This window comes from Arcobacter defluvii (assembly GCF_013201725.1).
GTDB classification, from domain to species: domain Bacteria; phylum Campylobacterota; class Campylobacteria; order Campylobacterales; family Arcobacteraceae; genus Aliarcobacter; species Aliarcobacter defluvii.
Window position 1 is genome coordinate 1 of the sequence record NZ_CP053835.1, and the last position, 13825, is coordinate 13825.

At 24.9% G+C, this 13825-nt stretch carries 17 protein-coding genes; 6 read left to right on the plus strand and 11 right to left on the minus strand.

Features of this window, described 5'->3' with window-relative positions:
- The 3 genes from dnaA (at position 1) to gyrB (ending at position 4906) form a co-directional block, all read left to right on the plus strand.
- Positions 1-1314: a chromosomal replication initiator protein DnaA gene (dnaA, locus tag ADFLV_RS00005; protein ID WP_014472717.1), complete on the plus strand. Its 1314-nt coding sequence runs from the start codon at positions 1-3 to the stop codon at positions 1312-1314.
- Between the two features lie 171 nt (positions 1315-1485).
- On the plus strand, positions 1486-2556 hold the full coding sequence (gene dnaN, locus ADFLV_RS00010; RefSeq protein ID WP_014472718.1) for a DNA polymerase III subunit beta: 1071 nt from the start codon (positions 1486-1488) through the stop codon (positions 2554-2556).
- Between the two features lie 28 nt (positions 2557-2584).
- On the plus strand, positions 2585-4906 hold the full coding sequence (gene gyrB, locus ADFLV_RS00015; RefSeq protein WP_014472719.1) for a DNA topoisomerase (ATP-hydrolyzing) subunit B: 2322 nt from the start codon (positions 2585-2587) through the stop codon (positions 4904-4906).
- A 33-nt stretch (positions 4907-4939) separates the two neighbouring features.
- On the opposite strand, the gene ADFLV_RS00020 is transcribed toward gyrB, so the two are convergent.
- On the minus strand, positions 4940-5941 hold the full coding sequence (locus tag ADFLV_RS00020) for an NAD(P)-binding domain-containing protein (protein ID WP_129011398.1): 1002 nt from the start codon (positions 5939-5941) through the stop codon (positions 4940-4942).
- A 140-nt stretch (positions 5942-6081) separates the two neighbouring features.
- On the opposite strand from ADFLV_RS00020, the gene queF reads away from it, so the two are divergent.
- Positions 6082-6459 (plus strand): preQ(1) synthase, encoded by a 378-nt coding sequence (queF, locus tag ADFLV_RS00025; protein WP_041654956.1) that lies wholly within the window; start codon positions 6082-6084, stop codon positions 6457-6459.
- A gap of 10 nt (positions 6460-6469) precedes the next feature.
- Entirely contained in the window at positions 6470-7075 is a 606-nt protein-coding gene (locus ADFLV_RS00030) for a MerR family transcriptional regulator (RefSeq protein ID WP_129011399.1), read from the plus strand.
- Positions 7076-7276: 201 nt separating this feature from the next.
- Here the strand turns inward: ADFLV_RS00030 and ADFLV_RS00035 are convergent, their stop codons facing one another.
- The 5 genes from ADFLV_RS00035 to ADFLV_RS00055 all read right to left on the minus strand — a co-directional run bounded on the left by ADFLV_RS00035 (position 7277) and on the right by ADFLV_RS00055 (position 9146).
- Positions 7277-7543 (minus strand): zinc ribbon domain-containing protein, encoded by a 267-nt coding sequence (locus ADFLV_RS00035; RefSeq protein ID WP_206731472.1) that lies wholly within the window; start codon positions 7541-7543, stop codon positions 7277-7279.
- Complete coding sequence (locus ADFLV_RS00040; protein WP_129011400.1) at positions 7540-7851, minus strand: hypothetical protein; 312 nt, start codon at positions 7849-7851, stop codon at positions 7540-7542. The genes ADFLV_RS00035 and ADFLV_RS00040 overlap by 4 nt, the downstream gene beginning before the upstream one ends.
- Before the next feature lie 16 nt (positions 7852-7867).
- A complete protein-coding gene (locus tag ADFLV_RS00045) occupies positions 7868-8173 on the minus strand; it encodes a hypothetical protein (RefSeq protein ID WP_129011401.1) in 306 nt (101 codons plus the stop codon).
- An 8-nt stretch (positions 8174-8181) separates the two neighbouring features.
- Positions 8182-8436, minus strand: coding sequence for a hypothetical protein (locus ADFLV_RS00050; protein ID WP_129011402.1), 255 nt, complete (start codon positions 8434-8436; stop codon positions 8182-8184).
- 152 nt (positions 8437-8588) lie between these two features.
- Positions 8589-9146, minus strand: a complete 558-nt coding sequence (locus ADFLV_RS00055) for a hypothetical protein (RefSeq protein ID WP_129011403.1) — start codon at positions 9144-9146, stop codon at positions 8589-8591.
- Positions 9147-9338: 192 nt separating this feature from the next.
- Here ADFLV_RS00055 and ADFLV_RS00060 point away from each other — a divergent pair, with 192 nt between their 5' ends.
- Positions 9339-9593: a helix-turn-helix domain-containing protein gene (locus ADFLV_RS00060; protein WP_129011404.1), complete on the plus strand. Its 255-nt coding sequence runs from the start codon at positions 9339-9341 to the stop codon at positions 9591-9593.
- Between the two features lie 313 nt (positions 9594-9906).
- On the opposite strand, the gene ADFLV_RS00065 is transcribed toward ADFLV_RS00060, so the two are convergent.
- From ADFLV_RS00065 to ADFLV_RS00085, 5 genes are all read right to left on the minus strand, one after another.
- Positions 9907-10581, minus strand: coding sequence for a hypothetical protein (locus tag ADFLV_RS00065; protein ID WP_164968519.1), 675 nt, complete (start codon positions 10579-10581; stop codon positions 9907-9909).
- Positions 10582-10924: 343 nt separating this feature from the next.
- Positions 10925-11164: a hypothetical protein gene (locus ADFLV_RS00070; RefSeq protein WP_129011406.1), complete on the minus strand. Its 240-nt coding sequence runs from the start codon at positions 11162-11164 to the stop codon at positions 10925-10927.
- Positions 11152-11367, minus strand: a complete 216-nt coding sequence (locus ADFLV_RS00075) for a helix-turn-helix transcriptional regulator (RefSeq protein ID WP_129011407.1) — start codon at positions 11365-11367, stop codon at positions 11152-11154. The genes ADFLV_RS00070 and ADFLV_RS00075 overlap by 13 nt, the downstream gene beginning before the upstream one ends.
- A gap of 112 nt (positions 11368-11479) precedes the next feature.
- Positions 11480-12337 (minus strand): hypothetical protein, encoded by an 858-nt coding sequence (locus ADFLV_RS00080; protein ID WP_129011408.1) that lies wholly within the window; start codon positions 12335-12337, stop codon positions 11480-11482.
- The gene (locus ADFLV_RS00085) at positions 12330-13601 is read right to left on the minus strand and encodes a tyrosine-type recombinase/integrase (protein ID WP_129011409.1); all 1272 of its coding nucleotides are present in this window, start codon (positions 13599-13601) and stop codon (positions 12330-12332) included. Before ADFLV_RS00085 ends, ADFLV_RS00080 begins: the two co-directional genes overlap by 8 nt.
- Between the last annotated feature and the right edge of the window lie 224 nt (positions 13602-13825).

Consider the following 13825-nt stretch of genomic DNA (forward strand, 5'->3'; position numbering starts at 1 on the left):
ATGACAAGCAAAGATTTTTTAACAATTATTCAAAAAGAAGCAAACAAAGTTGACTATGAAAGATACCTAAAACAATTGGTATATAAAAAAGTTTCTTCTGATGAAAAAATTGCCATTTTTGAAGTAAATAACAAGTATATTGCCTCTTGGATAAAGAGTAAATTTACAAATTTAATTCAACACTGTTTTGAAATTTATGATGGTTCAAAGCCATCAATTGAAATAAAGCTTGCCGGTGAAAAAAAATCTAAAAAAGAGATTATTTCAGAAAAAGTAAAAAATGAAACTGCCGAAAGTACGATACTTAACCCATCTTATACATTCGATTCATTTGTAGTTGGACCATCTAATCAAATGGCATATAATGCCTCTTTAGCTGTTGCAAACAAACCTGGAACTCAATATAATCCACTTTTTATTTATGGTGGGACGGGTCTAGGAAAAACACACCTTTTACAAGCAGTTGGAAATCATGCAATTGAAAAAGGAAGCACTGTTATTTATGTAACAATTGAACAATTTATGAATGATTTTACTTTTTCAATAAAAAACAAAAATATGGAACATTTTAGAAATAAATATAGAAAATGTGATGTACTTTTAATTGATGATATTCAGTTTTTATCTGGAAAAGAACAAACTCAAGAAGAGTTCTTTCACACTTTTAATGAACTTCACAATGCAAAAAAACAAATTGTTATGACAAGTGATAGACTTCCTTCACAAATTGCAGGACTTGTTGATAGATTAAAATCAAGATTTGAATGGGGATTAACAGCTGATGTTCAAATTCCAGGACTTGAAACAAAAATTGCAATTATTGAAAAAAAATCTGAATTAAATGGAATACACTTAAGTAGAGAAATTATCAATTTTATTGCAACAACTTTAGATAATTCAATTAGAGAAATTGAAGGTGTATTAATCAGAATTAACGCTAGTGCTTCTTTATTAAATCAAGAAATCACTCTTCCAATGGTTCAAAGTCTATTAAAAGAACAAATTAAAGAGACAAAAGAAAACATCAAACTTCCTGATGTTATTAATATCGTTGCAAATCAATTAAATATTAAACCAAGTGACATTAAATCTAAAAAAAGAACAGCAATAGTTGCAAATGCTAGAAGAATAGTAATATATCTTGCACGTGAGTTAACTCACAACTCTATGCCAGATATTGCAAAGTTTTTAGGTATGAAAGATCACAGTGCAATTTCGCATAATATTAAAAAAGCAAATGAATTAATTGAAAAAGATGAAAACTTTAAATTAATCATTGAAAATTTAAAAAATAAAATCATAAATAAGGAGTAGTAAAAGCTTTTAAAACAAAAAGTTTTAAAGACTTATGTGAAAAGATGTGAATACATTGAGTTTTTTAATCACTGGTAAAAGATCGCTATATCAGTGCTTTAAGAAGTGTTTTCATCTTTTCACATACACTACTACTTTTACTAAATTAAATAAAAAATATAGGAGAGAAAAATGAGGTTTGTAATCACTAAAAGTATTTTTGAAAATGTAATAGCTTCAATGCAACCTTTTTTAGAAAAAAAAGATTCTAGTTCAATAACATCACATATTTATTTAGAAATTAATAATGCTAAATTAATCATAAAAGCAACTGATTATGAAATAGGATTAGAATCTCACATAGATAATATTTTAGATACAGTTGATGGAAAAGCAACAGTAAATGGTTCAAATTTATTAGGAATAATTAAAAGATTAAAAAATGAAGAAATAAATATAGAAGCTTCAAATAACAATTTAATTATTAAACAAAATAAATCAACTTTTAAATTACCAACATATGATGCAAATGAATTTCCATCATTAAATAAATCAGAAAATTTAAAAGAATTATCTATGTCAACAATAAATTTTATAAATTCTATTAGAAAAATTACACCTGCAATTGATAATAATAATCCAAAATTTGAATTAAATGGTGCTTTACTTGATATAAAAAGTCAAAAAATTAATTTTGTTTCAACTGACACAAGAAGATTAGCAGTTTCATTTTTACAGAATATAAATAATGACGAAGCACAATTTATTATTCCTAAAAAAGCAATTATTGAAATTCAAAAACTATTTTTAGATGAAGCAAAAATTTCTTATGATGACACAAACTTAGTAATTTCAAGCGAACAAACTAAATTTTTTACAAAATTAATAAATGGTAAATTTCCTGATTATGAAAGAATTATTCCTGCAACATTAAAATACAATTTTCCATTACCAAAAAATATGCTTGTAGAATCAATTAAACTTGTAACATCTCTATTTTCAAATATTAAAATTACATTTAATTCAAAATCAATAATTTTTGAATCATTAGATGAAGATAGTGAAGCAAAAACTCAAATTGATATTGATTTAAATATTGATAAAGAGTTTTATTTAGCTGTTAATGCAAAATATTTATTAGACTTTTTAAGTATGTCAAATAATGAAAAAATCAAAATTGGATTTAATGAATCAAATTTACCATTTTTACTTGAAGATGATAAATTTTTTACTATTGTAATGCCAATAGTTTTAGAAAAATAAAAATTAAACAAAAATAAGGAAATCTATAATGAGTCAACAAGAATACGGTGCTAATAACATTAAAGTTTTAAAAGGTCTTGAAGCTGTTAGAAAAAGACCAGGAATGTATATTGGTGATACTAATACAAATGGTCTTCATCATTTAGTATATGAAGTAGTTGATAACTCTATTGATGAAGCAATGGCTGGTTATTGTAAAAATATAAAAATTACTATGACAAAAGATCATTGGATTAAAGTTGAAGATGATGGAAGAGGAATTCCTACAGCTATACACCAAGGTGAAGGTATAAGTGCTGCAACTGTTGTATTAACTGTTCTTCATGCTGGTGGAAAATTTGATAAAGATACTTATAAAGTTTCTGGGGGACTTCACGGTGTTGGGGTTTCTGTTGTAAATGCATTATCAAAACACTTAAAAATGACAATTTATAGAGAAGGAAAAATTCATTATCAAGAATTTAAATGCGGTATTCCTCAAGGTTCATTGGAAGTTATTGGAGATAGTCCAAGAAAAACTGGTACTACAATTGAATTTTTAGCTGATGATTCTATTTTTGAAGTTACTAAATACGAATTTGCAGTATTAGCAAAAAGATTTAGAGAAGTTGCTTATTTAAACTCTTTTATATCTATAACTTTAGATAATGAAATAACTAAAACTAAAGAAGTTTATCACTTTGAAGGTGGAATTAAACAATTTGTTGAAGATTTAAATAAAGATACTGCAATTTGTGATTCTGTTGCATTTAATGATAATATTGATGGTGTTGAAGTTGATATTGCAGTTATGTATAATGAAACTTATGTTGAAAAAACTTTATCATTTGTAAATAATATCAGAACAATTGACGGAGGAACTCATGAAGCTGGATTTAAAGCAGGTCTTACAAGAAGTATTGTTAAATATTTAAATGAGAATGCAGCAGCACGTGAAAAAGATACAAAAATTACTGGTGATGACGTAAGAGAAGGTTTAATTGCAGTTGTTTCAGTAAAAGTTCCTGAACCTCAATTTGAAGGACAAACAAAAAGTAAATTAGGTTCTTCTTATGTAAAAGCAATTACTCAAAAATTAACTGGTGATGCATTAGATAAATATTTTGAAGAAAATCCAACTCAAGCTAAAGCTATTATGGAAAAAGCTTTAATGGCTGCACGAGGTAGAGAAGCTGCTAAAAAAGCAAGAGATTTAACTAGAAAAAAAGATGCAATGACAGTTGGAACACTTCCAGGTAAACTTGCAGAGTGTCAAAGTAAAGATCCAGCAATTAGAGAATTATATCTGGTTGAGGGAGATTCTGCTGGAGGTTCAGCAAAACAAGGAAGAGATAGAGTTTTCCAAGCAATTTTACCACTAAAAGGTAAAATTTTAAATGTTGAAAAAAGTAGACTTGATAAGATTCTTAAATCTGATGAAATTAGAAATATGATTACAGCTTTAGGTTGTGGAATTGGTGAAGATTTTGATGATGAAAAAATAAGATATCATAAAATTATAATTATGACGGATGCCGATGTTGATGGTAGTCATATTCAAACTTTATTATTAACTTTCTTTTTTAGATTTTTAAGACCTGTAGTTGAAAAAGGTTATTTATATATTGCACAACCACCACTTTATAGATATAAAAAAGGTAAAAATGAAATATATTTAAAAGATGATACAGCATTATCTGCATTTTTAATTGAAAATGGTTTAGAATCATTTACTTTTGAAGGTTTAGGTTACAATGATTTACTTGATTTATTTAAAATTGTTGCAAGATATAGAAGTATGTTAGGACAATTAGGAAAAAGATATTCTTTACTTGAAGTTTTAAAATATTTAATTGAAAATAATGAATTAGTTAATTTAGATTTTTCATCTTTATATGAAAAAGTAAAAGAATTTTTAGATGCTAAAGGTTATAACATCTTATCAAAAACTGTTCTTGATGATAAAATTCAATTATTTGTTCAAACAAATGAAGGTTTAGAAGAATTAATAATTGATGAAGAGTTATTTGCATCACCATATTTTAGTGAAGCTACATACATTTATAATAAACTAATAGAAAGAGATTTAACTGTTTTTGAAGGAAGAGATTTATTAGAAATATTAGATGATATAGAAACTCTTGCTAAAAAAGGTGCATATATTCAAAGATATAAAGGTTTAGGGGAAATGAATCCTGAACAATTATGGGAAACAACTATGATTCCTGATAATAGAAGACTTTTAAGAGTAAAAATTGAAGATGCAGAAATTGCTTCAGATACATTTACTTTATTTATGGGTGATGAAGTAGAACCAAGAAGAAATTATATTGAAGAACACGCAAAAGACGTTGAACACTTAGACGTTTAATTTTTTTAAAGCATAGTTTTTGCTATGCTTTTTTTATTTTGAAAAATTTTCTGTAAAAGAAAAAATCTCCCCTCTTTTTCTCAAAATGTTATTTACAATATGATAACCATGATTTAAAGCAATAGCAATTGAACCACCACTTGCAAATGCAATATCTCCAGCCACATATATATCTTTTGCAGTTGTTTCTTGATGTTTATCAAATATAGGTTTTAAATCTTCATCTACTTCAATTCCACAGGCTTTTAAGAAATCAATAGGTGTTGTTCCTCCAATTGCATATATTATTCTGTCATAAAGAACAGTAAAGCCATCTGTAAAAAGAACTTTTACTTTTCCTTCTTCATTTTCCAGTGATTCAATATCAGTATTCATTCTAAGTCTAAGTTTTTCTTCACCATTATATTTATTTAAAAGCTCTTCATTTAGGTCATTTAATCTTGTAAAAGTAGGTTTTCTATATACTAAAGTCACATTGTTATTTTGATCAGCAAGATGATAAGCATATTCAGCTGCACTATTTCCTCCACCAACAACTAATATTTTTTCATTTGATGAACATCTATCTAAGTTAAAACCAACTTGTGATTTAATAGATGGAGGAATTTTATAATCAGGTTTATTTGGTTTTCCCATTTTGCCAATAGCTACTATTGCATTTTTTGTTTGAATTAAACCTTTTGATGTATGAACTTCTAATAAATCTGTTTCTTGATTTCTTGTAATTTTTTCAACTTCAGTGTTGAATATTGAATCTATTTTTTCATTATCTAACAAATCATTAAAATAATCCAATGTTGTCTCTTTTGTACCATCAAAAAAATCAACATTTCCTTGTAAAGTTATAACTTGACCTTTATAATCTTTATCAACTCTTTTATTGTCTTTATAAAATTTTCTTATTGTGTTTGAGTGATTTTCTGTTTTTTCAATTAATAGAATATTACCTATTTTATGAGCAGATGCTTCAATCGCACAACCAATTCCTCCTGGTCCTCCACCGATAATTACTATATCATAAATTTTATTTTTCATATAATTCTCTCTTATATTATTGGAATAGTTAAAAATTATACTTTAAATAATTAGTTTTTTCAATAAGTAACACTTATAAGGCAATTTTGGATAAAATTGGCAAAAATTTTATATTTATAAAGGTTAGTAAAGATATGGAAATCAAATATGGTGAAAAAGAGATTTTAGAATTTGATATTAATAAAGATGAAAATTTTTGGCCAAATGAACATGATAAAAATTATATAATTGATATTGAATTACCTGAATTTATGGCAAAATGTCCAAGAAGTGGTTATCCAGATTTTGCAACAATTAAAATACAATATACTCCAAACAAAAAAGTTATTGAATTAAAAGCTTTAAAAATTTATATTAATTCTTTTATGAATAGATATATTTCGCATGAAAATTCAGCAAATGAAATTTTTGATACTTTAAATAGTAAATTAGAGCCAAAATGGCTTAAAGTTATTGCTGACTTTAAACCAAGAGGAAATGTACACACTGTTATTGAAATAGATAGCTCAAAATTATAGGAATTAAACCTTGGAAAGATTAGTAACAACTTCACAAGCTGCTGAAATATTGGGCTTATCTTTACAAGGAATACATTATCGTATTAAAAAAAATCAATTAAAATCAATCAAAAAAGATGGAAAAATTTTTGTTTATGTTGATGACAGCCAAAAAAATTATAACTCACAAGAAAAAATCGAACCAATAACTTCTAATAATTCTAATAGTTTTGAAGCAATTATTGAAGTAAAAAATGAACAAATTGAACTTTTAAAGAAATCTATGAAATGGATGAAAAAACAGTATATCTCAGAAATTTTTAGACTTGAAAAAAATCAAAAAAGAATAATAGAGGTTTTCAATTCAGAGATAAAATTGCTTCAAAGTGCATTTAATGAAATGCGTTCAATATATAAACCTCAAATTGCAAATAAAGTTGATGAGAAACAAAAACAATCAAGTGGTTTTTTATCTTTGAAAGATTTTTTTATTTTAATGAAACGTGAAAATAAAACAGAATTAGAAATTAAACATATAATTTTTAATGCAATAAAAAAAGGTGATAGAAGATTTATTTATAATAAAATTGAAAAAAAATTGTTAATTTTAGATGCTAATTTTGAAGATTTGATTTGATTTTTTACAAAAAAAAAGAGTACATAAAGTACTTTCTCCAGACTCCTAATAAATAGCTATAAATCCCTTAATATAGGATTTTTTATAAATAACAATTTCTTAGAGTAACACTTAGAGTAACAAAATTTATATGTTCTATTTTTATTCCTTAAATGTATTTTTTTTTTAATTTGTAAGCGTGTATCGTTGTAATTATTTATTTTAGTTTAATTCTTTATTACAATAACGACAAATTTGTGCTTCTTCTTTTACAAATTCTGCACAATAAGGACATTTTTTCATACCGTCTCTTATTTTTTTTCTATCTAATTCTTCTTTATCAGCTGATATAAGTAAAGAGTGTATTAATGCAAATATAAATAGCATTGCGCCATATATCCACCAAAGAATAAACGAATGACCTTTTGATTGTGCTATTAAAGCAGGTATAAGTCCTAATATTGCACCCCAAATTAGTATTTCTATCATTTTATATATTCCTTTCCATTAGTTGAAATCTTATATAAAAATTCATTATATGGTAGACTAAAAAGTATTTTAGTTTTTTGTGTAACCGCATTTAACATCATACCTCTACATAATAGATTTAAACTACCCATTTCTCTTAAACACATTGCATCTGCACTATCAATAAAATTTGTTTTATTTAGTCTCAAAATAACAAGTGTTTTACCTTCTGGTATCGCACCAATAGGTTGGATACTAAATAAAGTTATTTGTGTGTATGTTACAAATAGTATTATTCCTATAATTAATGAAATGATTGTTTTTTTCATATATTTTCTTTGTATTTTATTTAGATATATACCAACTATTAATCCAAATTTCTGCAGGTCTTTTGTTTTCAGGATAAATACGAATTTTTGTTCGATATTGATTTGAATCATCTATAATACTAATTTCTTGCCCTTTTTCAAGTATAAAACAATAACCATAGTCTATTAAATAATTCATTGCTTTTTCATCTTTATTACCTATTGCATTATTCATTTCGGTTTCTTTATTTTCTGTAATACAACCCCAAGTATTATTTGTATTTATTGTACTTGATGCAAATAGAATTCCTGTAGAGAATAAGATAAACAATATTTTTTTCATTTAAGCTCCTATTTTATATATGCAGTTAATACATAATAGTAAGTATCACCATATCTTATTTTTGAAATATGTTGCCCCTCATGTACTACAGTAAAACCATATAAAATTTTACATTTATCATCACGAATTAAATCTTCCATAACAAAAATCCTAGAATTTTTATCTGTATCTGCAATTAAATAAAGAGAACTTTCACTTTTACAAGCAAACACATTAGCAAAACTAAAACTTACAAAGATAGATAAAAAAAATATTTTTTTCATTTAAACTCCTTTTTTAAATATTAACATAAGAAATAACTAATTTTAAATTATCTAGAAACTTATAATATTTTAGTTATTTAGATTTTAGGAAACCTTTGAATTTTTTTACTCATTCTAAGGTTTCTTAATAACTTTTTTAAATGTAATAAAATTTATTCACTTAAAACAATTTTTTTTGTAGTACCATTTTTTAGTTCAACCTCTTGAAGCATATTACCTCCTTGGTCAGAACCACCATATTTACCAGGTACAGTCCAAGTTACTACGGTAAGGACATAATAAGTTCCATCTATTAAATTTTGGAATTCAAAATTTCCTTGAGAATCACAAACAGTTATTTTACTGTCTTTTGGATAAGGATTTTTCAGATAATTCCAAGATTTCTTGTAGCCTTTACCATTACTAAAATATCCATAAGAATAGTACTCATTTTCAAACTCATATTGTAAATATTCTTTCGAATAATTTGTTTTTGGAAATAAAGCAACTTCATTTCCTGCACAAGTAACAATTCCTCCACCTTGTTGTTTTATTAATGCATTTCCACTAAGATTATTATTTCCAACTGAATTTAAAACCATTTTTATTGCTTCTTTATCATTAGGATTTTTATATACTTTTGGAGGTGGAGGAGGAGGTGGTGTGAAACATCCACTTAAAGTAAATACAAACGACAAGCTTATAGTTGCAGATAATATTTTATTTTTCATTGAGATTCCTTTTTTCGAAAATAATCAATAATTTGATTTTTCAGTATAGTACAAAAATAATAAATAAAAATAACAAATTTTAAATTATTCTGAAATTATAATATCTTTTGTTACATATTTACTCTACATTTGTAACTTGATAAGATTTTTTTACATAACTATACTTGCACTACATTTGTAATGTAGGAAAATATGAATAAAAAGTTTGATGATTTAAGTACAGAAGAACTATATAAACTTATTGGTAAAAATGTTGCTGAATTTAGAAAAAAAGCAAAAATGAGTCAATTAGAACTTTCTTTAGAGATGGGTAATAAATCTACTAGTTTGGTATCATCAGCTGAAATATATAAAAATAATCGTAAATTTAATATTGCTCAATTACACAAAATTTCTAAAATTTTAAATATAGAATTTTGTGAATTCTTTAAAATACAAAAAGACTAAATCCTAAAATCTAATATATCAGAAAAAATATCCAATTTAGCCATAATTATTCTACAATAGTAGAATCATAAAATAGGATAAACGCTTTAAACAGTTAAATTCATAATAAATTAAAACTAAATTATTTCTGTAGAGTATGGTAATTATCGATATTTAAAAGCCTTTATAAAATTTTTGTTATATATTTTTAGGTAAGCGTTGGTGTTTATTCTTTTGAAAAATAAATGGAATGTAGAGTAAAAAAGGGGCTATGGACACCCCTTTATATATGAAATATTTATAGGTAGTACCTATGGATTTATATAATTTATTTTTAAAGACTATCAAAATAGCGTCTTTTATAACCATTTAATAAGATTTCTATCTGTTTTTGATAAATATATTGAGTACAAAACTTTATATCTCCAAAACATTTTTTAGCTATATTAGATATATCATATATGTAATCAGCTATGTTTATATCTTTTAGTTTATATCTACTAATATTTATTGTTACTTCTAAGCGTTTCCAGTCAATCAATTTTTTAGATAATTTTTTGTTATTTTGATTTATTTCTTTTTGGTATTTATCATAATAAAGTATTTTTACAAAAATATCTGTATCATCTTCATTAGCTATTGGATTATTTATATAAAAGCTACTTTTGTAAAGATTTATATTTTTTTTATTATTGATATATTCTTTAAATAGATTTTGGTAAAAAAATTTGTTGGATTTAGATATCTCTTTTTTATTTAAACCATCTACACAAATATCCATAGTAGATATTTTAAATCTATTAATAAACATAGCTAAAATATCATAAGTGTCTTTTTTGATGGTTTTAGTTGGTTGTCTAAGTCCTGCAAATACTACCTCAGCAAACCAAGATTTTCTTTTTTTATTTGATTTTGATAAGTTTATAGTAGTGTCATTTAGTTTGATTATTGCATATCCACTAAGATTATTTACACTTGATATTTTTATAGCTTTTATTTGAAAATCCATTTTACTTTTTAACTCTTTTTGATAAAAACTGTTTATGACTGTATTGCTTATTTTATCTTCTACTTTTAAACCATTTTTATCTAACCATTTGTAAAGAGTATCACATGATATTATAAACCTTATAGTATCTATTCCTAAGGTGTTAATAAATATAATATTGTTACTGTTCAAAAACTAAATTTGCACTATATTAAGAGATAGTACAAAATAAAGTTTATATTAGTCTCATTTCCCTTGCCTATTTATAGGGAATTTGAGACTTTTTTATATCATATGATTTTACCCTTACCAAATCCCATTTTTTGTCGGGAAATAGATTAGATAAAATGACTTAAAAAATATTCTATTCAATTTCTGGTAAATTAATTTTTTTGAAATACTCATTTTGTTTATCCTGAGCTATTTGCATTAATTTATCAAGCACTTTATTATATATATGTTCTTTAGGATAATTTTCCATTACAAGATGTAAACTATTTTGAAATAATACTATTGAATCATAAGCATCAACTGCTTCATTGTAATCAATAGAAATTAAATTTTCTAATAACTCATTGAGTTTATGTAGTTTTACATTTTGCATATTAACTCCTTATTCTCTATGGGGTCTATAAACTCTATCTTTGTATCACTAAATAAACTATTTATTTCATCCAAATTAAAAACTGTTACACGATTTGATAATTTCTTTGGAGTTAATTTCCCTTGTTTTGCATATAACCATACTGTACTAAGTCCGATACTAAGATATTCAGCAACTTCTAAAGCTCTTAAGTATTGTTTCATTTTATGTCCTTTGGACACAATTAGCTAACTGTGTGTTTGTTGTATTTGATTAATCTAAGTGAATTGTATGAAATTTTAGAAAGAAAAAAAGGTAAAAAATATAGTTAAAAATTTACCTATCTGGACTATATCCTATTAGAAGTTCTTTATATCCATATTCTTCAATAAAAAATTTCATATTTTTTAAAATGGTTTTTTTATAGGTATCAACTGAATAAATATTTGTTTCTGAATTAATGTTTGTTTCTGAATCATAATATTTCCATAGTAAGTTATCTATTTCTCCAAATATTTTCTCATCAGATTTATTAGTTGAAGTTTTTAAAATTTTATAACAATCATAAATATAAAACCAATCTGCATATTTTTTTAATTCTGATTTTTTAAATTCCTTTGATAAGCTTTTAGAAGTACGTAATTCCATTATTATTTCAGATTTATTTTTTCCTACTTTTAACTTTGATTTATAAATCAATTTAATGTAATTTTCAATTTCTTTTATTGGTTTGTTAAAATTTATATTCAATTCAACATCATTTCTAAATTCTAAAGGAATATATAAAGTAGGTCGTGATGTACTCATAAATAATTTTCTTTTTGTTTCAGTATTTTCTGAAAAAGCTATTTCTTTTTTTATAATATCCCCATTTTTATTTTTTTTCTTTTCAGTTATATATGTAGATTTAGTTTTCTCAAAATTTGATGGACAATTTTTAAAGTGATTATATTTCTCTTTGTGTATATGATGTATATCTTCTTTCATCAACCAACATTTTTTTTCAATTTCATTTTCAATATTATAAAGTTTTAGTAAATCTAAATTATTTCCATCTTTTTTTAATTCTATATATTCTCTTACTAAAGGTGTTCTAATAGCCATTTCATATGCAATACAATCAGTTATTTCATAATTATCAAAGTTTTCTATATCTGTATATAAATTATTACTTCTAGTAGGCAAATTATTCACTTCTTAGTCCTTTTAAAAAATTACTCCACCACTTAACTAATGGCTTCATTTGCTCAAAAAATTCTGCTCTATGGTTATAGGCTAATTCTACTTTGTTATTATCGTGATGGTCTAAAAATCTTTTTTTCACATCATAATCTATATTGTGTTCTTTTTGATGTGTATCTATCAAACTTCTATATGTTCCTCTGAAGCCATGAAGCGTGTGTTTGTTCTTGTAACCCATTCTTTGAAGTGCTACATTTGGAGTATTTGAATTTAAGACTTTATTGTTTACAGATAGAAAAACATATTCTTGATGTGAGGTAAACTCATATTGATTTTTTAATATGCTTACTACCTCATCAGATAGTGGAACTTTAAAATCAGGTAGGTTTTTATTTTTTACTTTCATTAAGTTTCTTGGAATAGTTAAACTTCTTTTATCAAAGTCTATATATTCCCATTTCAAGTTTGTAAGATTAGATGCTCTTAAAGGTAAATGAATACCTAATTTTAAAGAATTTATAGTGCTAAAGTGTCCGTTATAGTTATATATATCATTGATTAAATTTCTTAGTTCATCTGTTTCTGTAATTTTTGCATAGTGTGTTGTATCTGCTTTTGGTATTATTAAGTCTTTTAATATGTTATCAAAAGGATTTTTTTCTGCATAGCCTAAAGTAATTGCATATTTGAATATTGTATTAAGATGGTTATATAGTTTATTTGCTGTTTCAATCCCATCAGGTGGATTTTCATTATCTTTAGCTGAATGAATCTTTTTATTTAATCTATCTTTTAAAACTTTGATAATATCTTGATGTGTAATATCTTCAATAGATTTATTTTGTAAATATGGATAAGCATCATTTACAACAATTGATTTTTTTCTTTTAAATGCTCTTGGAGTCATCCTTTTTTCTTCAAATTCTAACCATTGTTCAGTAATATTTTTAAAGTTGTTATTTTCTTTTTTAATTAGTTGTTGTTTTTCTTGATGTTTATTATCTATTGGATCTATACCTTTACTGATGAGGTCTAAACATTCGTTGGCTCTATCTCTTGCAGTTGCTAATGAAGTATTAGGATAATATCCAAATGTAGTTTTTCTTCTTTTCCTTTTTCCCTCACTTGTATATTGAGTAGGACTTGAAAAGATAAATTCCCATTTTTTACTTTTATCAGGTTTTATTAATATTTGTAACCCACTACCATCAGACAATGCATAATCTTTTTCTTTTGGTTTCAAACTCTTAATTTTTGTATCTGTAAGCTTACCCATAATATAGCCTTTAGATAAGTTAGTGTTACTTTGAGTATTACTCTAAATTGTTACTTTACATTAGAGGTAACAATTAAGGTAACAAATATGCAAAGATTTTGTTACTCTAACTTAGATTTAGTTAGATTATTGTATCATAAAAAAGTTATAAGATGATTGGTTTTGTGGACTTTGTTAGATTTGATTAGAGTACTTAAAGTACTCTTCTCCAGATACCCAAACAC